We start from the raw sequence: 24,376 nt of genomic DNA, 5'->3' as shown, positions 1-24,376 counted from the left end.
AATTCTTACTGAATGTCATTTACGAAGCATGCCTTCGATAAAATCTTTCCAGTTCCCCAGTTCACGTTCAATCATAACAACCTCTCTTATTATTATGCGCATTCTACGAAAACGTATCATCATTGTGAAGACTATTTAACCAATTGCTGTGATTATACCCCGCCACTGTCAGAGAATTATGATAAATATGAACGGAGAACCTTAAATTTTTTGTGACGGCAAGCAATATTTAGAAATAACCATACGAGCAGGTGAGTTTTATTTTACTTACTGAGTTTATTGGCAATTTAAACCTTATGGACATCTATGCTTAAATGTTGAAAGAATATTCAGCGTACAAGTGTGAGTTGAATTAAGATGATGAGTAAATTAAGACAATTCTTGAATGTGTTATATTCTGCTTAAGGATATACCTTCGAATTTATTGAACATTTTATCACCACAGGAACAAAAGGATTCACCATGGTTGTGATGTACGGCATTAAAAACTGTGACACCATCAAAAAAGCCCGCCGCTGGCTGGACGCGAACAACGTGGAGTACCGCTTCCATGATTACCGCGCCGATGGGCTTGATGCAGAATTTCTGCATAACGCCATCAAAGAACTGGGCTGGGAAGCCCTGCTGAACACGCGCGGCACCACCTGGCGTAAACTGGATGAATCTCTGCGCGCCAGCATCAATAACGCCGACAGCGCGGCAAAACTGATGCTCGAGATGCCGGCAATTATCAAACGCCCATTGCTCTGCGCGCCCGGGCAGCCTATGCTGCTGGGTTTCAGTGAAACCCTTTATTCCGACTTTTTTCGTTGAGGTGTAGTTTATGTCATGCCCGGTCATTGAGCTGACTCAGCAGCTTATTCGCCGTCCTTCCCTTAGCCCGGACGACGCAGGTTGTCAGGCATTAATGATTGAGCGCCTGCGTGCCATCGGTTTTACCGTCGAACGCATGGATTTTGGCGATACCCAGAACTTCTGGGCGTGGCGTGGTCAGGGCGAAACTCTGGCCTTTGCCGGGCATACTGATGTCGTTCCCGCAGGTGATGCGGATCGCTGGATTAACCCGCCGTTTGAACCGACCATCCGCGATGGCATGCTGTTTGGTCGCGGTGCGGCAGACATGAAAGGCTCTCTGGCGGCGATGGTCGTGGCAGCAGAGCGTTTTGTTGCCCAGCATCCGAACCATAAAAACCGTCTCGCATTTTTAATCACCTCAGATGAAGAGGCCAGTGCCCATAACGGTACCGTGAAGGTTGTTGAAGCACTGATGGCGCGAAACGAGCGTCTCGACTACTGTCTGGTCGGAGAGCCGTCCAGTACTGAAGTGGTGGGTGATGTCGTCAAAAATGGTCGCCGTGGCTCGCTGACCTGTAACCTGACCATTCACGGGGTTCAGGGGCATGTTGCATATCCGCATCTGGCCGATAACCCGGTCCATCGCGCTGCGCCGATGCTGAACGAACTGGTGGCGATTGAGTGGGACAAAGGCAATGAGTTCTTCCCACCGACCAGTATGCAGATTGCAAATGTCAAAGCCGGGACCGGCAGCAACAACGTGATCCCGGGTGATTTCTTCGTCCAGTTTAACTTCCGCTTCAGTACTGAACTGACCGATGAGATGATCAAAGCGCGTGTTGTCGCCCTGCTTGAGAAATATAACCTGCGCTACACCGTGGACTGGTGGCTTTCCGGTCAGCCGTTCCTGACGCAGCGTGGCAAACTGGTGGATGCGGTAGTGAACGCCATCGAGCACTATAATGAAATTAAGCCACAGCTGCTGACGACGGGTGGCACCTCTGACGGACGCTTTATCGCCCGCATGGGCGCCCAGGTTGTCGAACTGGGGCCAGTGAACGCGACCATTCATAAAATCAATGAGTGTGTGAATGCCGCAGATTTGCAACTGCTGGCCCGTATGTATCAACGCATTATGGAGCAACTCGTCGCCTGACGAACGCTCTGAGAGGAATAGCGAATGGATTGGCTTTCAAAATACTGGTGGATTCTGGTGTTAGTTTTTCTGGTCGGCGTGTTGCTTAACGTGATTAAAGATCTTAAGCGCGTTGACCATAAAAAATTTCTCGCTAACAAGCCGGATCTGCCACCACACCGTGATTTTAACGACAAGTGGGACGATGACGACGACTGGCCGAAGAAGGACCAGAAGAAGTAATCAGTCTGGATCCCCTCTCCTGAGGAGAGGGGATAACCTCACATAAACTCTACAATATCATTGTCATCCGGCTTACCGCCGCTGAGCGCTTCATCAAAATAGTGCTTCGGTACGGTATAGCGCAGATGGTCGAGCGCAAACTGTATACTGCGATCGTCAATGGCATGCCCCAAATCGTCAACGATATCCAGCGTCACATCCCCACCTTCGCGAATCAACGCTTCCTGGGCGGCAACTGCATGCGAGAGCTCAATCACGCGGTCTTCACCACCGTGGATCAGGTGGATCGTCGTCTGCGTGGTGGCGATCGTCGGTAACGTCGCAAAACGACCGTTAAATGCAATGACGCGTGACACCAGACCCGGTTGTGCTTTTACGCTTTCCAGCGACATGATTGATCCCTGCGAGAAGCCAATCAACGCGGTGGCGTCAGCCCCAACGCCGCTCTGCTGTTGCCAGTAGCGCACGATATCAATAAACGCTGGCATGACGGCGTCAATACGAGCCTGACGATTCTCTTCCGTCACGCCCTGCACAGAGAACCACTGCCGACCGTTCGGGCCACATGGCTCTATGCCACCGATGCTGATAATCAAGGCATCCGGGAAAACAGGTGCAAACCAGCTGCCAATCTGGCCCATGTTGACGGCATTATCACCAACACCATGAAACAGCAGCAGTAACTGTTTAGCCGGTTTGTCAGGGCTTTGAACAACAAAATGGTCGTGTTTCATGGTGATCTCCTTAATAGATGACCTGGATTCTACGCCTCCCGGCGGGAATGACCATGCCACTTTACTGAAGAAGTCATTGAAAAAATTGCCATTGCAAAATAGCGTTTTTCAGCTGCTGACAGCGCGCTTTATCCAGACTTTCAAGCGCTTGCGATGTTTCGCTGCGGAGCTTTGCCAGCAACGCTTTTCGCCCGAGGTCATCCGCTTTCCCTGCCATCTTATCGCGCAGTGCCGGGAGAGGCGTGTCCACACTCAGCAGCAGACGCGTTAACGCAGCGACGGAGGTTGAAAATGCCCGGTGCGCAAAGGCAAACCCGGCCAGCTCAAGCCAGTCGTCATTATTAAGGGTAGCTTCCCAGCCATCGTCCACCGGGATCTTTTCACCGTTCCAGGCCGATAACACCCGCGCATCGCGCTTCAGACGCAGTTGCGCCTGCTCACACAACTGATGCCCCACCTTGCTCAGCGGCAGCAGCGCCATTGCGGTAAAACAGCCACTGCTGGCTTCACGATGGCTACCCATCCGCACCAGCACAAAACCGCATTGCTGCCAGAAATGCCAAAGCTCATCGGTATAGCCAAAACTCACCGACAGATAATCCTCACCGCTGGCGTTGCGAATCAGCGCCTGACCGATGCCCTCCCGCTGACGATAAGGGTGTACAGCAATACGAGTCACCCGTCTGCCTTTGAGCGTCGCCGCCAGTGGCGATCCGCCATGGGCTGCCAGAGACTGTGCCACCAGGTTCCCACGAGGACGCCGATACCCCGCCCAGACGGCGCGGCTAAGCTCGGGTGATAACCCGCCTTCATCCACCAGCCAGAGCGCTCCGGCGATATCAGAGTCTGTCTGGGCGACGGCAAAATGCTGCCCGGGAGCGTCCATCATGCGGCGTAAATCAAGCGGTGAGGTGCGATAGTGAGCCGCACAGAGTAGCTCGTAAACGCCTGTCGCAAGTGCCGGTTGGCGTTCCCATGCCTCCGGTTCCAGAGAGGTCAAACGCACCTCGCCTTCCGGGCGGCGACCGAGAAGCGTATCGTCAAAAAGCAGTGCGCTGGCGACGACCCGCTCAAGCGGGCAGCCCGCGGCCCAGCGAATCGGTACCGATAAGCTGAAACGCTGCAATCCGGTAAACCGGGCACAGAATTTTAATAAGAACCCTCTCCCCGTCCCCTCATAACCCTGAACCGTCGTGGTCAACAGCACGCGAGGAAACCGCAATACCAACTTTTCAAGTAGCGGGCCGGGGATCGCAGCGGCTTCATCGACAATTAACCAGTCAGCCTGCAATGAGGAGGCCAGAAGCGCATCCGGGGCCATAAAATTGAAATGCTCTCCTGCAAAACGGGCAATAACATCCGTCGCCCCCTTCGCTGGGGCGGTGACCACAGCGCTGCCCGCAATGCGATTCAGCAACATTCCCGCCAGGGCTGACTTTCCGCGCCCGCGCGCGGCGGTGACGGCCACGATGCCAGGCGACATCCCCTCAAGCACATTGAGGATCTCAGCCTGCTCGCGTTGCGGTCCCCCGCTGGCAGGCAGCCAGTCGGGTGCGTCGGGAAAAGGAGGAAGCGAAAAAGGGTGCCCCTGAAGCCACACAATCGCATCGGGATCGGCGGCAACGGTCCGGCAAAAATGGCGGACAAAATGCGGAGTAGCTATCGCTTCGGCGCTGTCGCTCCAGCGCAGGGAATCCTGATCGGGATGTTCAGCCCAGTGCGCGAGCGGCGGAACACGCAGCACCAGAAGACTTCCGGCGCTCAGCGTTCCGCTCAGGGCGGCAAAAGCGGCGACATCAAACCCGGCGCTGGCGTCAAAGACAGCATGCCGGAACTCGCGTCCCAGCAGGCTACTGATGGCTTTTGATGGCTGTTCGTCCAGCCACACCCAGTCTCCAGGTAACGTCTCTCGCAGAGCCGCAGCCTGCGATAATGTCCATTGCTCATCACCGCTCAGCACCACCAGCCGACGTTGACCAGTGCGCTCAAGCTCGCCGATCAGCTGTTCAAACGACGCCATTACATCGCTTTGCCGAAGGTATTACACTGCGCCGGATCGCCGCTGTCGAAACCGCGTTTAAACCAGCTGTAACGTTGTTGCGATGTACCGTGAGTGAAACTGTCCGGCACCACGCGCCCCTGGCTCTGTTGCTGAAGACGGTCATCGCCGATAGCCTGCGCGGCGTTCAGCGCCTCTTCAAGATCGCCGGACTCCAGAACACCCTGCTGCTGCATGCTGTGGCCCCAGACGCCGGCAAAGCAGTCCGCCTGAAGCTCCATTTTTACCGAAAGGCGGTTAACTTCAGCCTGCGAAGCATTTTGCTGAAGCTGACGCACTTTTGGCTCAATCCCCAGCAGCTTTTGCACATGATGGCCGACTTCATGCGCAATCACGTAGCCCTGGGCAAAATCACCGTCAGCGCCAAGCTTGTGTTTCATGTCATCGTAAAAAGAGAGATCGATATAAACTGTGCCATCTGCCGGGCAGTAGAACGGCCCCATCACAGATTGACCGGTACCGCATCCGGTGCGGGTTGCACCGCGGTACATCACCAGCTTCGGCTGCTGGTAGGAACGCCCCATCTTCTCGAACAACTGACCCCAGGTGTCTTCTGTTGTGGCGAGGATAACGGAGGTAAATTTGGCCGCTTCATCTTCATTTGGGCTGATGGAGCGCTGGGAATGTTGCTGCTGTTGCAACGGCTGACCGGTCATCAAACCGGTGAGATCGACCCCGTAATACCCCGCGACCAGCACCACAATCAGCAGAATGATCCCACCCTTCCCGCTGGGTAACCGGAAGCCGGGGCCGCCCATGGAAGGACCGCCACCGCCATCACTGCGTCTGTCTTCTACATTGTCACTTTCACGACGCCCTTGCCAGCGCATAACCACCTCGAACTATTCCATTAATAATAGCTATGATCGTAGGCGGTTAACGGCAAGATTACCATAGGAAACAAAGGTAAGACGCCAAAGGATGCGAACATCCTTTGGCAACTGAGGGAGTTAGTCGAGCTTAACGCCTAAACGGTGAGCAACGGCTTCGTACGCTTCAATCAGGCCACCCAGGCTCTGACGGAAACGGTCTTTGTCCATTTTATCCAGGGTTTCTTTATCCCACAGGCGGCTGCCGTCTGGTGAGAATTCGTCTCCCAGCACCACTTCACCTTTGAACAGGCCAAACTCCAGCTTGAAGTCGACGAGGATCAGGCCCGCGTCATCAAACAGTTTTTTCAGCACGTCGTTGGCTTTGTAGGTCAGCTCTTTCATACGCGCCAGGTTCTCTTTATTCACCCAGCCGAAGGTTTCGCAGTAGGAATCATTGACCATCGGATCGTGCATGGCATCGTTTTTCAGGAACAGGTCGAACAGCGGTGGATTCAGCTCGATACCTTCTTCAATGCCCAGACGCTTCACCAGGGAGCCCGCGGCACGGTTACGAACGACGCACTCAACCGGAACCATATCCAGCTTTTTCACCAGACATTCCGTATCAGACAGCAACGCTTCCATCTGAGTCGGGATACCCGCTTCGGCCAGCTTGGTCATAATGAAGTGGTTGAACTTGTTGTTCACCATGCCTTTACGATCGAACTGCTCAATGCGTGCGCCATCCCCTGCTGACGTATCATTGCGGAACTCGAGCACCAACAGATCCGGGTTTTCCGTGCTGTATACGGTCTTCGCTTTGCCACGATACAACTCAGCTTGCTTCTGCATCTTCATTACTCCTGGTGTGATGATTTGTGTTCAAAACTGGGGATATTATGCCACGCACACGTTTGCGTAGCACTAAAATAAAAAGGGCTGGATTAACCAGCCCTCATATTTATTTGCTGAATGCCGCCTGGAAGACAGCGACCAGCGCATCGTTCTGCGACTGGGTCAGCGTGTGACCTTTCGGATCGATAAACTGCAGACTACTGCGGTTATCAAGGTCGCCTACCTGAATCTTGTAGTCACCGGAGGCAAGCTGAGGATCTTTAGCGCCCAGTTCCTGCCACGCGCTGTCAGACAGCGGCTTATACGTTGCCGTGATGCTGCCGGTTGAACGCGTGCTGTCGGTCACTTTCATGCCCACTTTTTCCAGCGTCGCTGGCAGGCGCTGCCAGGTCTGGTTAAACGGTGCACGAACAACCAGCATTGGCAGACCGGTATCATCCGCACCGCTCTGAACGTCGAACGTCACGCCGTTGCGGCTCTGCGCTGCGTTGGCGGCATCAGTCGCGGTCTTATCCAGACCCGCAGCAATCACGTTCAGCATTTCGGTGCTGTAACGCTGCAGGGAGGATGCATCTGCAACCGGTTTGCCCGCCTGTTCCAGGTTCAACAGCTTAACGTTAACCGCCTGCTGATAACCTTGTGGTTTAACGGAGACTTGATAGCGACCACGGTACTGCTGATCTTCATCCAGACGGTTCCATTCGATCCAGTCGGTGGTTAACGTCTGGCTGGCGTCATCACGTTTATCAATGGTGTAGTTCTTCGACTGAATGACGCTCACCACCTGCGGCCACAGGGTGCTACCGCGCGCGCTCTCAACCATCAGAGACGCCGTATCACCCGTGAACTGAGTACGCGCCCCGTTTACCAGCGCCAGAGGCTGTGCTGGTGGACGAATATCAAGCGCTTTACCGACCAGGCCGCTGCCGTTGGTCACGGGGATATTATAATCGCCGTTCTGAATCGGCAGGATCATACCAGCCGGTGCGTGAAGTTCAGCAAGCGGGGTCGCATCCAGATAGGATTCATCACCGCTCACCTGGCGCTTGTAGCGCGAGTCTGAACTACAGGCAGCGAGCAGCATAACAAGCGAAACACTCGCAACCTTCGCCAGGCGCGACTTCTGTACTGAATAAGCCATCAAATCTCCCTAAACTTTACAGCAAACCGGCATGCTTCAGCGCTGCCTTAACGATTTCACGACCGTGGTCGGTAATCGGTGTCATTGGCAGACGCAGCGTATCGGTTGCTACAAGTCCCAACTCCTTACATGCCCATTTCACAGGGATCGGATTGGGTTCGACAAATAATTTATTGTGCAACGGCATCAGACGCTGATTAATGACACGCGCTTCATCAAAGTGACCCGCTGCTGCCAGTTTGCACATTTCAGCCATATCGCGCGCCGCAACGTTTGCCGTTACGGAGATCACGCCATGACCACCGAGCTGCATAAAGTCCAGCGCGGTCGCATCATCACCACTCAACAGGATAAAGTCGTCTGAAACCAGCTCTTTGATCTGATGAACGCGGCTTAAGTTCCCTGTCGCCTCTTTAATACCGATAATATTTTTTACTTCCGCGAGACGACCGACGGTTTCCGGCAGCATATCGCAGCCAGTACGGGACGGCACATTATACAGAATTTGTGGCAAGTCAGTATGTTCAGCGATGGCTTTGAAGTGCTGGAACAAACCTTCCTGAGTAGGACGGTTGTAGTAAGGGGTTACCGTCAGACAGCCCACAATGCCGCTGTCATTAAAACGTTTGGTCAGACTGATAGCTTCTGCGGTTGCATTAGCTCCTGTCCCCGCGATGACAGGAATACGTCCGTCAGCCAGCTCCAGGGTCAGCATGACCACATCGCCGTGCTCTTCGTGGCTCAGCGTTGCAGATTCACCGGTAGTCCCTACCGAAACGATCGCCGAGGTTCCATTGGCGACATGGTAATCAATCAGCTTCTTCATGCTTGACCGGCAGACATTACCTTTTTCATCCATCGGTGTTACAAGCGCGACAATACTTCCCGTGAACATGAGCCATCCTCTGTGCGAACAAGAGTCTCAATGGTACGTTTGGAACTGTAATAAAAGCAAGCGACCTGAGGCCCTCAGGCGGTTGTATGCATGTTTTTTTTATGCTTTCCTTAGGAAGACTTAACCATGCAAAGGAAGAACAGGTTTGACAACCTCATCACAACATTACCTGGTTATCACTGCGCTGGGTGCCGACAGGCCGGGTATCGTGAACACCATCACCCGTCACGTGAGCAGCTGCGGCTGTAATATCGAAGACAGCCGTCTGGCGATGCTGGGCGAAGAGTTCACGTTTATTATGCTGCTGTCCGGAACATGGAATGCGATTACGCTTATCGAATCTACCCTGCCACTGAAAGGTGCGGAGCTGGATTTGCTGATCGTGATGAAACGTACCACCGCGCGCCCGCGTCCGGCCATGCCGGCGACTGTATGGGTGCAGGTTGAAGTCCCTGATTCCCCCCATCTGATTGAGCGCTTTACCGCGCTGTTTGACAGCCATCAGATGAACATCGCTGAGCTCGTTTCCCGTACACAACCGGGCGACGAGAGCGCCGTTCCCACGCTCTTTATTCAAATTACCGCACACAGCCCTGCCTCACAGGATGCGTCAAATATCGAGCAAGCGTTCAAAGCCCTCTGTACAGAATTAAACGCGCAGGGCAGTATAAGCGTCGTCAATTATTCGCAGCACGAACAGGATGGAGTTGAGTAATGAATCCACTGAAAGCCGGTGATATCGCACCGAAATTTAGCTTACCGGATCAAGACGGCGAGCAAGTAAATTTGACCGACTTCCAGGGACAGCGTGTTCTGGTCTATTTCTACCCGAAAGCCATGACCCCCGGCTGCACCGTACAGGCCTGCGGCTTACGCGACAACATGGACGAGTTGAAAAAAGTCGGCGTAGAAGTGCTGGGCATCAGCACCGATAAACCAGAAAAACTGTCACGATTTGCCGAGAAAGAGCTGCTGAACTTCACGCTGCTTTCTGACGAAGACCATCAGGTGTGCGAGCAGTTCGGCGTCTGGGGCGAGAAGACATTTATGGGTAAAACCTACGACGGCATTCACCGCATCAGCTTCCTGATTGACGCTGACGGTAAAGTTGAACATGTGTTTGATGACTTCAAAACCAGCAATCACCACGATGTGGTATTGAACTGGCTGAAACAAAGTGCCTGATAAACAGCAAAACGGCAACCCAGGTTGCCGTTTTTAGTGTTTACGCCCTCTCCCGTGGGAGAGGGTCGGGGTGAGGCCATCAGGCCGCACAAAAACTACTTGTCTTCTACCGCCGGCACATCCGGCCAGGCGTGAACCACGGCCTTAATCAGTGTTGCCAGCGGAATGGCAAAGAACACGCCCCAGAATCCCCACAGCCCACCAAAAATCACCACGGATAAGATAATCACCAGCGGATGCAGGTTCACCGCCTCAGAGAACAGTACCGGCACCAGCAGATTACCGTCCAGCCCCTGAATAATCAGATACACCGCGAAGCAGCTCCAGAACTCCGTCCCGAGGCCAAACTGGAACAGCGCGACGCCCACAACCGGAATGGTCACCACAAACGCACCGATATACGGAATAAGGACTGAGAGGCCCACCAGCACCGCCAGCAGCAGCGAGTAGTTCAGGCCGAAGATCAGGAAACCAATCCACGTCGCGACCCCGACCACAATCATCTCCAGCACTTTGCCGCGAATGTAGTTGGTGATCTGCTGGTTCATCTCTTCCCAGACCTGCCCTGCCAGCCCGCGATTACGCGGCAAAATGCGCCTGACGGCGTTCAGCATCTGCTCTTTATCTTTGACCAGGAAGAACACCATTAGCGGGACGAGCACGAGGTAAACCGCCAGCGTCAGCAGCCCGACCAGGGAGGCCAGCGAGTATTTCACCACCGAATCGCCCATGGTCATGATGCGGGCGCGCATATTTTCGGCCATCGCGTCGATAATCCCGGCATCCATCAGGGCTGGATAGCGACGCGGCAGCGTGGCGGCAAAATCAGAAAGTTTATTCAACATGCCCGGCATATCGCGGATCAGGTTAATTCCCTGCTGCCAGGCAACCGGCATGACAACAAACGCCATCAGCAGCAGAATGCCGACAAACAACACCAGTACGATACTGGTCGCCCAGCGACGGGAACAGCCGATATGTTCCAGCCGTGCCGTTGGCCATTCCAACAGATACGCCAGCACAATCGCCACCAGCAGGGGGGCGAGAAGACCGCTGAAGAAGAACAGAATGCCAAATCCGGCGACCAGAATAACCAACAAAGCAATGGCTTCCGGGTCGCTGAACCGACGCCGATACCACTGCATTAACATTTCGAGCATACAACCCTTCCCTGAATCGAATGGCGGGAGTGAGAATGTGAATTGTATCTAACTGTCACAAAAAAGACTTTCGCTTTTTGTCTCTCTGTCACGAATCGCAAAAGCCTGATGAATGGGATTTTCTTCATGCTGCAACACGGCTACACTCGCAAGGCAACAGAGATGAACGATATGCCGGTTCATCGGTCAAATTAGCACAACCAACATACAGGACCGTGGTTATGTTCAGGCAGTTGAAAAAAACACTGGTTGCGACACTGATTGCCGCACTGACGGTCGGTCAGGTGTTGCCCGCTTTTGCCGACTCGTCCGATTCATTGCCGGACATGGGCACCACAGCTGGAAGCACGCTCTCCATTGGGCAAGAGATGCAAATGGGCGATTACTACGTTCGCCAGTTGCGCGGTAGCGCCCCGCTCATCAATGACCCGTTACTTGTTCAGTACATCAACGGTCTGGGGATGCGTCTGGTTGCGCATGCCGACTCGGTAAAAACGCCCTTTCACTTCTATTTAATCAATAATGACGAAATCAACGCCTTCGCCTTCTTTGGCGGCAACGTGGTGCTGCATTCGGCATTATTCCGTTACTCCGATAACGAAAGTCAGCTGGCTTCCGTTATGGCGCACGAAATTTCGCACGTCACCCAGCGCCACCTGGCGCGAGCGATGGAAGACCAGAAACGTAACGCCCCGCTGACCTGGGTTGGAGCGCTGGGTTCTATTTTGCTGGCAATGGCCAGCCCGCAGGCCGGGATGGCGGCATTAACCGGTACTCTGGCGGGAACGCGGCAGGGGATGATTAGCTTTACACAACAAAACGAACAGGAAGCGGACCGCATCGGGATTCAGGTGCTGCAACGTTCTGGCTTTGACCCTCAGGCCATGCCGAGCTTCCTGGAAAAACTGCTCGATCAGGCACGTTATTCTTCCCGTCCACCAGAAATTCTGCTCACCCACCCCTTACCGGAAAGTCGCCTGTCGGATGCGCGTAACCGTGCCAACCAGATGCGCCCGGTCGTGGTCCAGTCGTCGCAAGATTTCTACATGGCGAAAGTGAGAACGCTGGGGATGTACAATTCCGGGCGCAACCAGCTCACCAGCGATCTGCTGGACTCCCTGGCGAAAGGCAACGTGCGAGAAAAGAATGCCGCGCAGTATGGTCAGGCGTTACAAGCGATGGAAGCCAGCAAATACGACGAGGCGCGTAAAGCGCTGCAACCCCTTCTGGCCGCCGACCCGAATAATCCGTGGTATCTCGATCTCTCGACGGATATTGATCTGGGGCAGAAGAAAACCACCGATGCCATTAATCGCCTGAAAGGGGCGAAGGACGTACGTACCAACCCGGTGCTGCAGCTTAACCTGGCGAACGCTTACTTACAGGGTGGTCAACCTGCTGAAGCGGCGACCATTCTGAACCGCTATACCTTTAATAATAAAGACGACCAAAACGGCTGGGATCTGCTCGCTCAGGCGGAAGCCCAACTGGGCAACCGCGATCAGGAGCTGGCGGCGCGTGCCGAAGGCTTTGCCCTGGTGGGGCGCCTCGACCAGGCTATTTCCGCGCTCAGCAGCGCCAGCGCGCAGGTCAAACTCGGCAGCCTCCAGCAGGCCCGTTACGACGCGCGTATCGATCAGCTTCGCGGCCTGCAACAGCGCTTCAAGCCGTACGAGAAGATGTAATAAAGGAGAATTCACGTCATGACAGACGCCGTAAAAATTTACCACAATCCGCGCTGCTCCAAGAGCCGCGATACCCTGAGCCTGCTGAAGTCTAACGGTATTGACCCGGAAGTGGTGCTCTATCTCGAGACACCACCGGACGCACAGACGATCCGCCAGCTGTTGCACATGCTGGGCATGGGAAGTGCAAGAGAGCTGATGCGCCAGAAAGAAGACCTCTATAAGTCACTCAATCTGGATGACACCCGTCTCACTGAGGCCGAGCTTGTGCAGGCCATGGTTGAAAATCCTAAGCTGATCGAGCGCCCGATAGTCGTGGCAAACGGCCACGCACGCATTGGACGCCCGCCGGAAGACGTACTCGATATCCTCTAATCCCCCCGCCGCAGCGCGTTCAAAAACGCCTGCGGCGTACTGTCTCCCAGCTTTTTCTGCGCTTTACCCTGGTTATAAAATTCGCACAGCTGAATGAGCAACTCTCCGGCAGGTACATTTTTCACGCGCGGGATAATGTCCTGTAAAGGTGCTGCGACCTGTACAGCGCTGTGTTTTTGCGCATGCACTTTTACGGCGATACCTTGTCCCGGCAGCGTTATGTCAAAACCAAAAGTCTCAATAGATTGTATAAGCGCCGGACACGCTTCAAGTAACGCCTGAACCCAGCGGGTCAGGAGCTGAGGTGATACGCCTGCGTAAAGCCGGGCAAAACACCAGCCGCTCACCGGCTCACGTGCCCACAGCAGGTGTTGCTCCCCACCATCGTCCATATGCAGCGACAAAGGCAGATGATGTAACTCCAGCTGATGCGGCACGATGCCAGCTTTCAGCGCCTTTTTACCCTGCAACGGTGCCCCCTTCTGTGTTGCCGAGGCGGGCTTCAGATAACGGTTCAGGGTCGCTCTGGAAACGGGGATCCCCAGAACGTCATTCACCAGAAGCAGCAACTCATCCAGCGGTGCGCCCAGTATGTCACGCAGCGTATTGACCAGAGCCACCTGCTCTTGTCTCATCGCTTTGTGTATCACTTTTGGCGTCGTATGGTTATCTGAAACCTGTTCGCGATTGCGCCAGCGCCTGACGGTGGTCACCGAGATCCCGAGCTCAACTGCAAGCTCTCTATCGCTTTTATCAGACTGCTGGAGGTAGCGACGAATACGTGGTGTCGTCGTGGCATTGGCGTGCAGTTTAATTTCCATCGCAAAGCTCCATGAAACCAATCTCATAAGACTTATATAACATCAACGAATGCTTTGTGACCGATTTCACCTTTCGTTCGCCACGCTTCACTGATAATCCACACACATAACATAAACAACACCACTCAATCTTGTACGGAGTTCACAATGAACAATGTTCTGGGATTTCTTGAAGCAAAACTGATGCCGCTGGCGGCCAAAACGGCTCAGCAGCGTCATCTGGGTGCGATTCGCGGTGCCTACGTTTCATTCATGCCATTTATCATCGTCGGCTCTATTCTGCTGGTGATCTCGTCGTTCCCGAATCAAACCTACCAGCAGTTTATGTCTCAGGCCTTTGGTGAAAGCTGGAGTGCCATTATCGAGATCCCGTTTAATGCGGTGTTCTCGACCATGTCGCTGTTCATCAGCTTCCTGGTGGCGTTTCGCCTGGCCGAGCACTACGGTGAAGATCGCATCTCCTGCGGTATTCTGGCGCTGGTCGCCTTCCTGATCCTGACGCCCTTTATCAAAGTGGCTGAAAACGGCGGCATCACCGTGATACCCATTGAGTGGATTGGCAGTAAAGGGCTGTTTGTGGCGATGATTGGTTCGCTGCTGTGGACGGAGCTGTTCTGCTGGCTGAAGCGCAAAAATCTGGTCATCAAAATGCCAGATGGCGTACCGCCAGCGGTGCAGGAGTCGTTCGCCGCGCTGATCCCGGCGCTGCTGGTGATGATTCTGGTGCTGATTATTCGCATCGTCTTTGAAAATACCCACTACAACACCATTCACCAGTTCATTTATGAAGTCGTTGCTACACCGGTGCGTCACTACGGCACCTCTTACTTTGGCGCGCTGATGACCGTCTTCAGCATCACTATTCTGTGGTCAGTGGGCATTAACTCAGGCTCGATGATCAACGGCATTATTCGCCCGCTGTGGATGGAGAACCAGACCGACAACATCGCTGCTATCCAGGCCGGCACAACCCCGCCGCACATCATCACTGAGCAATTTTTTGACATGATCTGGATGGGCGGCGCAGGGGCAACGCTGTCGCTGGTGATTGCGATGCTCATTTTTGCCCGCAGTAAAAATATGCGCGAAGTCGCACGACTGGGCGCGGGAGCATCGGTGTTCAACATCAACGAGCCAATATTGTTTGGCCTGCCGGTGATCATGAATCCCATAATGCTCATTCCCTTCAATCTTGTCCCACTGGTGCTGGTCACCGTGCAGTATGCAGCAATGAAAATTGGCGCGGTTGCCGTCACTACCGGGGTGTTTATCCCCTGGACGCTGCCTCCCGTCATCAGCGGTTTTATCGTCACCGGACACCTCAGCGGTAGCGTCATGCAGCTTATCAACCTACTGATTGGCGCCATGCTGTATCTACCTTTCATGCGTATCGTGGACAAACAGTACCGCGCGGCGGAAATTGCCACCGTTACGCAATCCGACACCACCCTTGCAAAACAGGAGTAAAGCATGTGGGGAATTATCGCAACCTGGCGAATGGCGCTTGAAGGAGTAACAGAGTCTGCGTCGGCGCTGGCTGCGGGGAAACCGGTCGCTGCGGCGGTGGTTGATGCCGTAGCGACCGTCGAAGACTTTCCGCTTTATAAATCTGTCGGTTATGGCGGGCTGCCAACGGAGAACGGTGAAGTTGAGCTGGATGCTGCTTATATGGATGGCGACACGCTGGCCTTTGGCGCAGTCGGTAACCTGGTGGATATCGCTAACCCGGTACGCGTGGCCCACGCGCTGAGTCGCCAGCGCTATAACAGCCTGCTGGTTGGCCAGGGTGCTCGGGAATGGGCGCTAAGCCAGGGTTTTGCCAACAAAACCATGCTCACCGACCGGGCAATGCAGCATTACCGCAAACGCTGCCGGGAGACGCTGGACAAGGGCCTGAGTCCCTATGATGGCCACGATACCGTCGGCATTATCGGCCTCGATAAACAGGGTTCGATGAGCGTCGCGACCTCCACCAGCGGGCTGTTTATGAAAAAGCGGGGGCGGATTGGTGATTCACCAATAATTGGCTCCGGGTTTTACTGCGACAGTGAAACCGGTGCAGCCACCGCCACGGGCGTCGGTGAAGATCTGATGAAAGGCTGTACCAGCTATGAAATCGTTCGTCGTATGGCGCAGAGAATGTCGCCGCAGCAGGCTGCCGACTCGGTCGTCTTTGAGCTGGAGGACAGACTTATGTCGCGCTTCGGTCGTGTGGGCGATCTTTCCGTCGTTTGCATGAACAACAAGGGCGAATTTGGCGCTGCGACCAACATCAAAACGTTCTCGTTCGTGGTTGCTACCGCTCGCCAGCCTCTTACTGTGTTTCGTACCGAGCGTCTGCATGAGAAGACACATTATCAGGCCGTGGATGAGGAATGGATGCAGGCTTACGCCGCGCGGATCCGCGCGCCGATTGAGGAACAATGATGATTACATATCAGCTTATTACCACGCTTTCTGATGCGAAGCCGCAGAGCCATTTAATCGCCCGTACCACCTGTAACCTGCTGCCGAAGACAGCGCTTATCGCCGAGATGCGTGACCCGGATTGCATCACGGACACCCGCTTTGGCTGCGCGCCTTTTTCCCGAATCACCCTGCTGCCGGATGCGCTCTGGCACGATAGCCTGACCGAAGAATTACTCACGGCACTGCGCCCACTCCTGGCCTCACCCGCCAGTCCTGATGTGGTACTGGACGTCACGGATATCAACGACGTTGTACTGGCGCAAGTACTACGTTTTCTCTTTAATCAGGCACACAGGCTCAGCGACTTAAAGCTAAAGAAAACCAACGAATCAGCGGTACGTCTACAGCATATAACCGCTCTTTGTTTGCCGGAGCAGCAGGACAGACTCGAGGCTATCTTCCACCAGCAGCAGGCCATTGCCCATGGCATGGTGGCGGCACGGCGTCTGGCGGATATGCCATCCGATCGCTGCACGCCTGAGTATGTAGTGGAAGAGGCACAAAAACGGTGTGCCGACTTCCCCGCCCTGCGATGTGAAGTACTCGATGAAACACAAATCATTGAACAAGGTCTGGGGCTGCTGAACGCCGTGGGCAAAGGGGCATCCTGTCCGCCACGTCTGCTGGCCATCCACTATGACGGAGTCACTGATGGCCCGGTGCGCTGCTACGTGGGTAAAGGCATTACGTTTGATACCGGTGGCTTGTGGCTGAAAGAAGGCGCGGGCATGTATACCATGAAGTATGACATGTGCGGGGCGGCAAACGTGCTGGGGCTGATGCTGACCGTCGCAGAGCTGGCGCTGCCCGTACGCATTATGGGCGTGCTGGCGCTGGCGGAAAATGCCATCGGTCCCGATGCCATGCAGCCCGGCACGGTAGCGAGGGCCTGCAACGGCACTACGGTTGAAATCAACAACACCGATGCCGAAGGTCGGCTGGTACTGGCAGATGCGATTGCCTGGGCCAGCAAGCGGCATCCGCAGGCGCGCTATATTATTGATATGGCCACACTCACTGGCGCGGTGGTAAAAGCGCTGGGGTATGAACTGAGCGGATTGATGACGCAGGATGAGCCTCTGCGTCAGGCACTGACCCGCGCGGGTAAACAGAGCGGCGATGAAGTCTGGTCGCTACCGCTGGACACGCGGCTGAAAAAGCAGACCGACAGCGCCATCGCCGATCTCTGCAATACACCAGGCAATAACGCGGCAATCAGCGCCTCCGCGGCATGGCTGCTACATCACTTTTGCCCGCCGACCATTCCGTGGGCGCATCTGGATATCAGCGGTACGGCGCTGTGGCGTGAGAGCGGGCGAAGCGTGGCATCGGGGAGACCAGTTCCGCTGCTGGTAGAGCATTTGTTGAGGGATTGCGTCTGATTGTTTTGCCCGGTAAGGCGCAGCCGCCACCGGGCAAAAAACTCAAAGCTTGAGAATATCTTTCACAAACGGAATCGTCAGCTTGCGCTGGGCGGTAATGGAGGCGCGATCGAGCTGATCGAGCGTATCAAACAGCGTACGCATTTCACGATCCAGACGCTTGAGCAGAAAACGGCCCACGTCTTCCGGCAGCTCAAACCCACGCTGCTTTGCGCGCAGCTGTAACGCCTGGAGCTTGTCTTCATCCGACAGCGGCTGGAGCTTATAGATTTGTCCCCAGTCCAGACGAGATGCCAGATCCGGCAGCCCCAGATTGAGCTGGCGTGGCGGACGATCGCCGGTGATCAGCAGCCGGGTTTTACCCGACTCCAGAATGCGGTTGTAGAGGTTAAAAATCGCCATTTCCCACGGCTCATCCCCCGCCACGCATTCGATATTATCAATGCAGACCAGTGAGAGATGTTCCATTCCCTCCATAACTTCAGGTACAAACCAGGTACGTTTATCCAGCGGCACATAACCTACCGCATCACCACGCGCAGAAAGCTCCGCACAGGCGGCATGCAGCAGGTGGCTGCGCCCCGCGCCTTCGCGTGACCAGATATAGATGTATCCGCTGTGTTCCTGACGCAGCACGTTTTGCAGTGCAGCCAGTAAAGAGGGGTTATCACCCGGCCAGAAACTCGCGAAAGTTTCGTCGTCAGGGAGATAAAGTGGCAGAGAGAGCTGTGCCGGTCCGTTCAGAAGTACCTCAACCAGATCTTACATAAAATCGGAACGGAGTTTAACACGGAACCTGCAAGGAGAGAACCGGGCGGATCGCCCGCCCGGTTTTACGATCAATGTGACGCTTTTTCGCTTTCGTCGGCGTCCAGCACCACCTCTTCCGGGCGGATCACGGAAATCAGCTTGAAAATCAAGCTCAGGCCCACGCCAACGATGGTCGCCAGCGCCATGCCTTTCAGCTCGGCCGCACCGATGTGTACCTTGGCACCGCTCACGCCGATGATCAGGATCACGGAGGTCAGGATCAGGTTCTGCGCTTTGCTGTAATCCACTTTGGATTCAATCAGCACACGAATACCAGACGCTCCGATTACCCCATAAAGCAGCAGAGAAACACCGCCCATCACCGGTACCGGGATGATCTGGATCGCAGCCGCCAGTTTGCCCACACAAGACAGCAGGATAGCAATGATGGCCGCACCGCCGATAACCCAGGTACTGTAGACACGGGTAATGGCCATCACCCCGATGTTCTCACCGTAAGTGGTGTTTGGCGTAGAGCCGAAGAAACCGGAGATAATGGTAGAGAAGCCGTTAGCAAACATAGAACGGTGCAGACCCGGGTCGCGGATCAAATCGCGTTTCACGATATTCGCCGTCACCACCAGGTGACCCACGTGCTCAGCAATCACCACCAACGCCGCAGGCAGAATGGTGAAGATAGCAAACCATTCAAAGCGTGGTGTATAGAAAGTTGGCAGGGCAAACCAGTGCGCCTGGGCAATTGGCGTGGTATCGACAACACCCATCATAAAGGAGAGCGCATAACCCGCCAGCACCCCGATCAGGATCGGGATAATCGCCATGAAACCACGGAACAGCACGGAGCCAAACACCGTTACGCCCAGCGTCACCAGAGAAATGATAATGGTTTTGGAATCCGGTGACTGACCGTCAGCAGGCAGTAAACCAGCCATATTCGCCGCCACACCGGCCAGTTCCAGACCGATAACGGCAACGATTGCGCCCATCGCCGCAGGCGGGAACATTACATCCAGCCAGCCAGTACCGGCTTTCTTCACAATGAAGGACACCACGCAGAACAGCACGCCACACATGATAAAGCCGCCCAGCGCCACTTCGTACCCAAGCGGTAGCAGCAACAGGACCGGAGAAATAAAGGCGAAGCTCGACCCCAGATACGCCGGGATTTTGCCTTTACAGATAAAGAGGTACAACAGCGTCCCGATACCGTTGAACAGCAGTACGGTAGCCGGGTTAATGTGAAACAGGATTGGCACCAGCACGGTTGCGCCAAACATAGCGAACAGGTGCTGCAAACTAAGCGGGATAGTCTGTAAAAGCGGCGGTCTTTCACTCACCCCGATAGCACGGCGCGTCATAGTGTTTTCCTCTGAGTAGTATTGTTGGTGTTTTATTCAAAAAAAAGCCGACTATCAAAGTCGGCTTATTTATCGTTATTCGATTACTTAGTACCAAAAATCTTATCGCCGGCATCGCCAAGCCCCGGGATGATGTACCCGTGCTCATTCAGCCCCTGGTCGATAGATGCGGTATACAGTTCAACGTCCGGGTGCGCTTTTTCCAGCGCCGCGATACCTTCCGGTGCCGCAACCAGCACCAGCACTTTAATGCTGCTGCAGCCCGCTTTTTTCAGCAGGTCAATGGTGGCAATCATAGAACCGCCGGTTGCCAGCATTGGGTCAACCACCAGCGCCATACGCTCGTCGATGTTAGACACCAGCTTCTGGAAGTAAGGAACCGGCTCCAGCGTCTCTTCATTACGGTAGATACCGACGACGCTGATACGCGCGCTTGGCACGTGCTCCAGCACACCTTCCATCATGCCAAGACCGGCACGCAGAATAGGCACAACGGTAATTTTCTTACCTTTGATCTGTTCAACCTGCACCGGGCCGTTCCAGCCTTCGATGGTGACTTTTTCTGTTTCCAGATCGGAGGTTGCTTCGTAGGTCAGCAGGCTGCCCACTTCAGAAGCCAGTTCGCGAAAACGCTTCGTGCTGATGTCATGCTCACGCATCAGGCCCAACTTGTGTTTAACGAGTGGGTGTTTCACTTCCACAATCTTCATTCTCTTTCTCCTCTGAGGTGGCATCCGCAAAAAAATCGCGGGATTATACCGCTTTTTTCGGATTAGGCCATACCCATCTTGCTTGACAGCGATCAAGCAAAGATAAAAAAACCGGAGGTATATCTCCGGCTTGAGTGCGAGGTTCTGCCCGGTGGCGCTACGCTCACGCGGGCCTACGGAAAGTGTAGGTCGGGTAAGCGTTAGCGCCACCCGACAATTACAGGTTATCGCCTTTGCTCGCAATCACCTGCTTATACCAGTCGAACGACTTCTTCTTGCTGCGGTTCAGCGTGCCGTTGCCTTCGTTATCTTTGTCGACAAAGATAAAGCCGTAGCGTTTTTTCATTTCGCCGGTGCCTGCAGACACCAGGTCAATACAGCCCCACGGGGTATACCCCATCAGGTCAACGCCATCTTCAACCACCGCTTTTTTCATTTCACGGATGTGTGCGGCAAGGTAGTCAATGCGGTACTGGTCGTTCACCGTACCGTCGCTCTCCTGCACGTCAATAGCACCAAAACCGTTCTCAACGATGAACAGCGGCAACTGGTAGTGATCCCAGAACCAGTTCAGGGAGTAACGCAGCCCAACCGGGTCAATCTGCCAGCCCCAGTCGGATTTCTGCACATATGGGTTGGAGACCAGGCTCTTGCTCTCGTCGTAATCCAGCTGCGGGTTGTCAGCCGTCGCTTTGGTGGCGAAGGACATGTAATAGCTGAATCCGATGTAGTCCACACATCCCTGCTTAAGTGCGGCTTTATCTTCTTCGGTAATATCCAACGCAAAGCCACGACGCTCAAAGTAGTTGAGCAGGTGCTGCGGATACTTGCCGCGTACGTGAACGTCAGTGAACCAGTAGCGACGGTGCATGGCGTTCATCGCCATCATCATATCGTCCGGGGCACAGGTCAGAGGATAAATCGGGCACATGGCAATCATGCAGCCGATTTGCAGCGACGGGTTAATCTCACGCCCCGCTTTTACCGCCAGTGCACTGGCTACAAGCTCATAGTGCGCGGCCTGGAACATCACCGGCTCACGGTCTTCGCCCAGCTCATACTTCAACCCGGAGTTGGTAAACGGCGCAAAGTCTTCGTGGAAGTTCGCCTGGTTGTTGATCTCGTTAAAGGTCATCCAGTACTTCACTTTGTGCTGATAACGCTGGAAAACCACTTTTGAGAAACGGACAAAGAAATCGATCAGTTTACGGTTACGCCAGCCGCCGTATTCGGTGACCAGATGGAAAGGCATCTCGAAGTGAGAGAGCGTGATGACCGGCTCGATGCCGTGCTTCAGGCACTCGTCGAACAGATCGTCATAGAATTTCAGGCCAGCCTCGTTAGGTTCCAGCTCATCCCCTTTCGGGAAGATCCGCGTCCAGGCTATCGAAGTGCGGAAGCATTTGAACCCCATCTCGGCAAAGAGTTTGATGTCTTCTTTATAACGATGGTAGAAGTCGATGGCTTCATGGTTAGGGTAATTTTTCCCCTGCAACACGCCGTTGGTGATTTCACGCGGCACGCCATGCGCGCCCGCGGTCATGACATCGGCAACGCTAACGCCTTTTCCACCCTCTTTCCAGCCCCCTTCCAGCTGATGCGCCGCAACCGCACCACCCCACAGAAAACCTTCTTTAAATCCTGACATTCTCTTTCCCTCATTCTGCGTTATTTTCTGCAAAAACAATTACAGAAACCGGTTTCATCTGAATGATGTGCAAAGGTGATTCCTGTTGCAAGGAGAAAACCGAAACCGGTTTCATTTTCGTGAACAGACTCAAGTTTGGACACATTGGCAGGCCGCACAGAAAAAAAAATCGTCTCACCGAGAATAGGCTCGCAAACGTTTGCCTGGACTGTTAGAATTGCGCCGATTTTTCTTACTAGCTATGCAATCGCGTGGGGACTTGAGCCGTGACCAACAAAACTTCTCTCAGCTACAAAGATGCCGGTGTTGATATTGACGCAGGTAATGCGCTGGTTGACCGAATCAAAGGTGTGGTGAAAAAAACCCGCCGCCCGGAAGTGATGGGTGGTCTGGGTGGATTCGGCGCACTGTGCGCGCTGCCGCAAAAATATCGTGAACCTGTTCTGGTCTCGGGTACTGATGGTGTAGGTACAAAACTGCGCCTGGCGATGGATTTAAAACGTCATGACACGATCGGTATCGATCTGGTCGCGATGTGTGTGAATGACCTGGTCGTTCAGGGTGCTGAACCGCTGTTCTTCCTCGATTATTACGCGACCGGTAAACTGGACGTGGATACCGCAGCCAGCGTGATTAACGGTATTGCCGAAGGGTGTCTGCAGTCAGGCTGCGCGCTGGTCGGCGGTGAAACCGCAGAAATGCCAGGCATGTATCACGGCGAAGATTATGACGTCGCTGGTTTCTGCGTCGGCGTGGTAGAAAAATCAGAAATTATCGACGGCAGCAAAGTGGCTGATGGTGATGTCCTGATCGCACTGGCATCCAGCGGCCCGCACTCTAACGGCTACTCTCTGGTACGTAAAATCATCGAAGTCAGCGGTTGCGACCCACAGACCACTGAACTGGATGGCAAACCGCTTGCCGATCACCTGCTGGCTCCAACCCGCATTTACGTGAAAAACGTGCTGGAACTGATCGAGAACGTCGACGTTCATGCGATTGCCCACCTGACCGGCGGCGGCTTCTGGGAAAACATTCCGCGCGTTCTGCCGGACAACACCCAGGCCGTGATCGACGAATCCTCCTGGCAGTGGCCGTCCGTGTTTAACTGGCTGCAAACCGCAGGCAACGTCAGTTCTCACGAAATGTACCGCACCTTTAACTGCGGTGTAGGTATGGTGATAGCCCTGCCCGCGAGCGAAGCGGATAAAGCGGTTAAACTGCTGACAGAGAAAGGTGAAAACGCGTGGAAAATCGGTACTATTAAAGCTTCCGATTCCGAACAACGTGTGGTCATTGAATGAAAAACATCGTGGTGCTCATTTCCGGTAACGGAAGCAATTTGCAGGCAATAATTGACGCCTGCAAACAGAAGAAGATCAATGGCACCATTCGGGCAGTATTCAGCAACAAGGCCGACGCGTTCGGCCTTGAGCGTGCCCGGGAAGCGAGTATTCCCGCGCACGCGCTGGAAGCCAGCCAGTTCGCAGGGCGTGAAGCCTTTGACCGCGAGCTGGTTCAGGAAATTGATGCCTACGCGCCTGATGTCGTGGTGCTGGCGGGCTATATGCGTATCCTGAGCCCGGCTTTTGTTGAGCACTATGCTGGACGCCTGCTGAATATCCACCCTTCTTTGCTGCCGAAGTATCCTGGCTTGCACACCCATCGTCAGGTTCTGGAAAACGGCGATGAAGAGCATGGTACCTCCGTGCATTTCGTTACCGACGAACTGGATGGTGGCCCGGTGATCCTGCAGGCGAAAGTGCCGGTCTTTGACGGCGATAACGAAGAAGACGTGACCGAACGCGTACAGGTCCAGGAACATGCCATTTATCCGCTGGTGGTAAGCTGGTTTGTCGACGGGCGTCTGGAGATGCGCGATGGCGCTGCCTGGCTCGACGGCGTGAAGTTACCCCCGCAGGGTTATGCGGCCGAAGAGTAGTGTGTTATGTCGGGTGGCGCTACGCTTACCCGACCTGCAAATTGCATTACCCGATATTCCCTTCTCCAACCCTCTAAAATCCCCAACAAAAAAAATAACTGTCATACTTTTCTGGCACTGTTGGACATATCGTGGAAATGCTCGCCATAATAAGGACGAGACGGATTTACCACGTCCTGTGATTGAACTGGAGTGTGAGCT

Annotated in this window: 25 protein-coding genes; 12 read left to right on the top strand and 13 right to left on the bottom strand. The window is 54.4% G+C overall.

Features of this window, described 5'->3' with window-relative positions; genetic code table 11:
• Positions 1-15: 15 nt before the first annotated feature.
• Positions 16-75: a protein YpfM gene (gene ypfM / locus AC0XWG_RS13800; RefSeq protein WP_015572204.1), complete on the bottom strand. Its 60-nt coding sequence runs from the start codon at positions 73-75 to the stop codon at positions 16-18.
• A gap of 387 nt (positions 76-462) precedes the next feature.
• Between ypfM and AC0XWG_RS13795 the strand changes: the two genes are divergently transcribed.
• Genes AC0XWG_RS13795 through AC0XWG_RS13785 form a run of 3 tightly spaced genes read left to right on the top strand, consistent with a single transcriptional unit; the run spans position 463 to position 2,173 of the window.
• Complete coding sequence (locus AC0XWG_RS13795; protein WP_049007813.1) at positions 463-813, top strand: ArsC family reductase; 351 nt, start codon at positions 463-465, stop codon at positions 811-813.
• 10 nt (positions 814-823) lie between these two features.
• Complete coding sequence (gene dapE / locus AC0XWG_RS13790) at positions 824-1,951, top strand: succinyl-diaminopimelate desuccinylase (protein ID WP_028016140.1); 1,128 nt, start codon at positions 824-826, stop codon at positions 1,949-1,951.
• Between the two features lie 24 nt (positions 1,952-1,975).
• The gene (locus AC0XWG_RS13785) at positions 1,976-2,173 is read left to right on the top strand and encodes a YpfN family protein (RefSeq protein WP_014171111.1); all 198 of its coding nucleotides are present in this window, start codon (positions 1,976-1,978) and stop codon (positions 2,171-2,173) included.
• A 38-nt stretch (positions 2,174-2,211) separates the two neighbouring features.
• Here the strand turns inward: AC0XWG_RS13785 and ypfH are convergent, their stop codons facing one another.
• The 6 genes from ypfH to dapA form a co-directional block, all read right to left on the bottom strand.
• Positions 2,212-2,907 carry an esterase gene (gene ypfH, locus AC0XWG_RS13780; protein ID WP_028016139.1) on the bottom strand — a complete coding sequence of 232 codons (696 nt, stop codon included), beginning with the start codon at positions 2,905-2,907 and terminating at the stop codon, positions 2,212-2,214.
• A gap of 73 nt (positions 2,908-2,980) precedes the next feature.
• Entirely contained in the window at positions 2,981-4,927 is a 1,947-nt protein-coding gene (locus tag AC0XWG_RS13775; RefSeq protein WP_475680716.1) for a tRNA(Met) cytidine acetyltransferase TmcA, read from the bottom strand.
• Positions 4,927-5,796: a KPN_02809 family neutral zinc metallopeptidase gene (gene ypfJ, locus AC0XWG_RS13770; RefSeq protein WP_475680715.1), complete on the bottom strand. Its 870-nt coding sequence runs from the start codon at positions 5,794-5,796 to the stop codon at positions 4,927-4,929. The genes AC0XWG_RS13775 and ypfJ overlap by 1 nt, the downstream gene beginning before the upstream one ends.
• Positions 5,797-5,916: 120 nt before the next feature.
• The gene (purC, locus tag AC0XWG_RS13765) at positions 5,917-6,630 is read right to left on the bottom strand and encodes a phosphoribosylaminoimidazolesuccinocarboxamide synthase (RefSeq protein ID WP_014071282.1); all 714 of its coding nucleotides are present in this window, start codon (positions 6,628-6,630) and stop codon (positions 5,917-5,919) included.
• Positions 6,631-6,739: 109 nt separating this feature from the next.
• Positions 6,740-7,774, bottom strand: a complete 1,035-nt coding sequence (bamC, locus tag AC0XWG_RS13760) for an outer membrane protein assembly factor BamC (protein ID WP_028016136.1) — start codon at positions 7,772-7,774, stop codon at positions 6,740-6,742.
• Between the two features lie 16 nt (positions 7,775-7,790).
• Positions 7,791-8,669 carry a 4-hydroxy-tetrahydrodipicolinate synthase gene (gene dapA, locus AC0XWG_RS13755; protein WP_049007810.1) on the bottom strand — a complete coding sequence of 293 codons (879 nt, stop codon included), beginning with the start codon at positions 8,667-8,669 and terminating at the stop codon, positions 7,791-7,793.
• Positions 8,670-8,814: 145 nt separating this feature from the next.
• Between dapA and AC0XWG_RS13750 the strand changes: the two genes are divergently transcribed.
• Together AC0XWG_RS13750 and bcp are read left to right on the top strand one after the other, a co-directional pair.
• The gene (locus AC0XWG_RS13750; protein WP_028016134.1) at positions 8,815-9,384 is read left to right on the top strand and encodes a glycine cleavage system transcriptional repressor; all 570 of its coding nucleotides are present in this window, start codon (positions 8,815-8,817) and stop codon (positions 9,382-9,384) included.
• Entirely contained in the window at positions 9,384-9,854 is a 471-nt protein-coding gene (bcp, locus tag AC0XWG_RS13745) for a thioredoxin-dependent thiol peroxidase (protein ID WP_014171119.1), read from the top strand. The genes AC0XWG_RS13750 and bcp overlap by 1 nt, the downstream gene beginning before the upstream one ends.
• 95 nt (positions 9,855-9,949) lie before the next feature.
• Here the strand turns inward: bcp and AC0XWG_RS13740 are convergent, their stop codons facing one another.
• Positions 9,950-11,014, bottom strand: a complete 1,065-nt coding sequence (locus AC0XWG_RS13740) for an AI-2E family transporter (RefSeq protein ID WP_028016133.1) — start codon at positions 11,012-11,014, stop codon at positions 9,950-9,952.
• Positions 11,015-11,235: 221 nt separating this feature from the next.
• Between AC0XWG_RS13740 and bepA the strand changes: the two genes are divergently transcribed.
• Both bepA and arsC read left to right on the top strand, forming a co-directional pair.
• Positions 11,236-12,699 (top strand): beta-barrel assembly-enhancing protease, encoded by a 1,464-nt coding sequence (gene bepA / locus AC0XWG_RS13735; protein ID WP_028016132.1) that lies wholly within the window; start codon positions 11,236-11,238, stop codon positions 12,697-12,699.
• An 18-nt stretch (positions 12,700-12,717) separates the two neighbouring features.
• Positions 12,718-13,074 carry an arsenate reductase (glutaredoxin) gene (gene arsC, locus AC0XWG_RS13730; RefSeq protein ID WP_108090874.1) on the top strand — a complete coding sequence of 119 codons (357 nt, stop codon included), beginning with the start codon at positions 12,718-12,720 and terminating at the stop codon, positions 13,072-13,074.
• On the opposite strand, the gene AC0XWG_RS13725 is transcribed toward arsC, so the two are convergent.
• Positions 13,071-13,895 (bottom strand): XRE family transcriptional regulator, encoded by an 825-nt coding sequence (locus AC0XWG_RS13725; protein WP_128348022.1) that lies wholly within the window; start codon positions 13,893-13,895, stop codon positions 13,071-13,073. The two genes, arsC and AC0XWG_RS13725, sit on opposite strands and share 4 nt — an antisense overlap.
• Before the next feature lie 147 nt (positions 13,896-14,042).
• On the opposite strand from AC0XWG_RS13725, the gene celB reads away from it, so the two are divergent.
• The 3 genes from celB to AC0XWG_RS13710 are packed head-to-tail and all read left to right on the top strand — an operon-like array spanning position 14,043 to position 17,746.
• Entirely contained in the window at positions 14,043-15,362 is a 1,320-nt protein-coding gene (gene celB, locus AC0XWG_RS13720) for a PTS cellobiose transporter subunit IIC (RefSeq protein ID WP_128348023.1), read from the top strand.
• A gap of 3 nt (positions 15,363-15,365) precedes the next feature.
• Positions 15,366-16,322, top strand: a complete 957-nt coding sequence (locus AC0XWG_RS13715; protein ID WP_475680714.1) for a glycosylasparaginase — start codon at positions 15,366-15,368, stop codon at positions 16,320-16,322.
• Positions 16,322-17,746, top strand: a complete 1,425-nt coding sequence (locus AC0XWG_RS13710) for a leucyl aminopeptidase family protein (RefSeq protein ID WP_128348024.1) — start codon at positions 16,322-16,324, stop codon at positions 17,744-17,746. The genes AC0XWG_RS13715 and AC0XWG_RS13710 overlap by 1 nt, the downstream gene beginning before the upstream one ends.
• 42 nt (positions 17,747-17,788) lie before the next feature.
• Here AC0XWG_RS13710 and AC0XWG_RS13705 read toward each other — a convergent pair whose 3' ends face one another.
• The 4 genes from AC0XWG_RS13705 to AC0XWG_RS13690 all read right to left on the bottom strand — a co-directional run bounded on the left by AC0XWG_RS13705 (position 17,789) and on the right by AC0XWG_RS13690 (position 22,233).
• Positions 17,789-18,490 carry a DnaA inactivator Hda gene (locus tag AC0XWG_RS13705; RefSeq protein WP_218064865.1) on the bottom strand — a complete coding sequence of 234 codons (702 nt, stop codon included), beginning with the start codon at positions 18,488-18,490 and terminating at the stop codon, positions 17,789-17,791.
• Between the two features lie 95 nt (positions 18,491-18,585).
• Entirely contained in the window at positions 18,586-19,875 is a 1,290-nt protein-coding gene (uraA, locus tag AC0XWG_RS13700) for a uracil permease (RefSeq protein WP_049007806.1), read from the bottom strand.
• Positions 19,876-19,958: 83 nt separating this feature from the next.
• Positions 19,959-20,585 carry a uracil phosphoribosyltransferase gene (upp, locus tag AC0XWG_RS13695; RefSeq protein ID WP_008501641.1) on the bottom strand — a complete coding sequence of 209 codons (627 nt, stop codon included), beginning with the start codon at positions 20,583-20,585 and terminating at the stop codon, positions 19,959-19,961.
• 217 nt (positions 20,586-20,802) lie between these two features.
• Positions 20,803-22,233 (bottom strand): 6-phospho-beta-glucosidase, encoded by a 1,431-nt coding sequence (locus AC0XWG_RS13690; RefSeq protein WP_475680713.1) that lies wholly within the window; start codon positions 22,231-22,233, stop codon positions 20,803-20,805.
• A gap of 266 nt (positions 22,234-22,499) precedes the next feature.
• On the opposite strand from AC0XWG_RS13690, the gene purM reads away from it, so the two are divergent.
• Together purM and purN are read left to right on the top strand one after the other, a co-directional pair.
• Positions 22,500-23,537, top strand: coding sequence for a phosphoribosylformylglycinamidine cyclo-ligase (gene purM / locus AC0XWG_RS13685; RefSeq protein WP_028016123.1), 1,038 nt, complete (start codon positions 22,500-22,502; stop codon positions 23,535-23,537).
• Positions 23,534-24,175 (top strand): phosphoribosylglycinamide formyltransferase, encoded by a 642-nt coding sequence (purN, locus tag AC0XWG_RS13680; protein ID WP_049007804.1) that lies wholly within the window; start codon positions 23,534-23,536, stop codon positions 24,173-24,175. The genes purM and purN overlap by 4 nt, the downstream gene beginning before the upstream one ends.
• Positions 24,176-24,376: the final 201 nt, after the last annotated feature.

This window comes from Enterobacter sp. DVT3837 (genome assembly GCF_056238685.1).
This window is presented reverse-complemented; position numbering and strand designations above follow the sequence as displayed.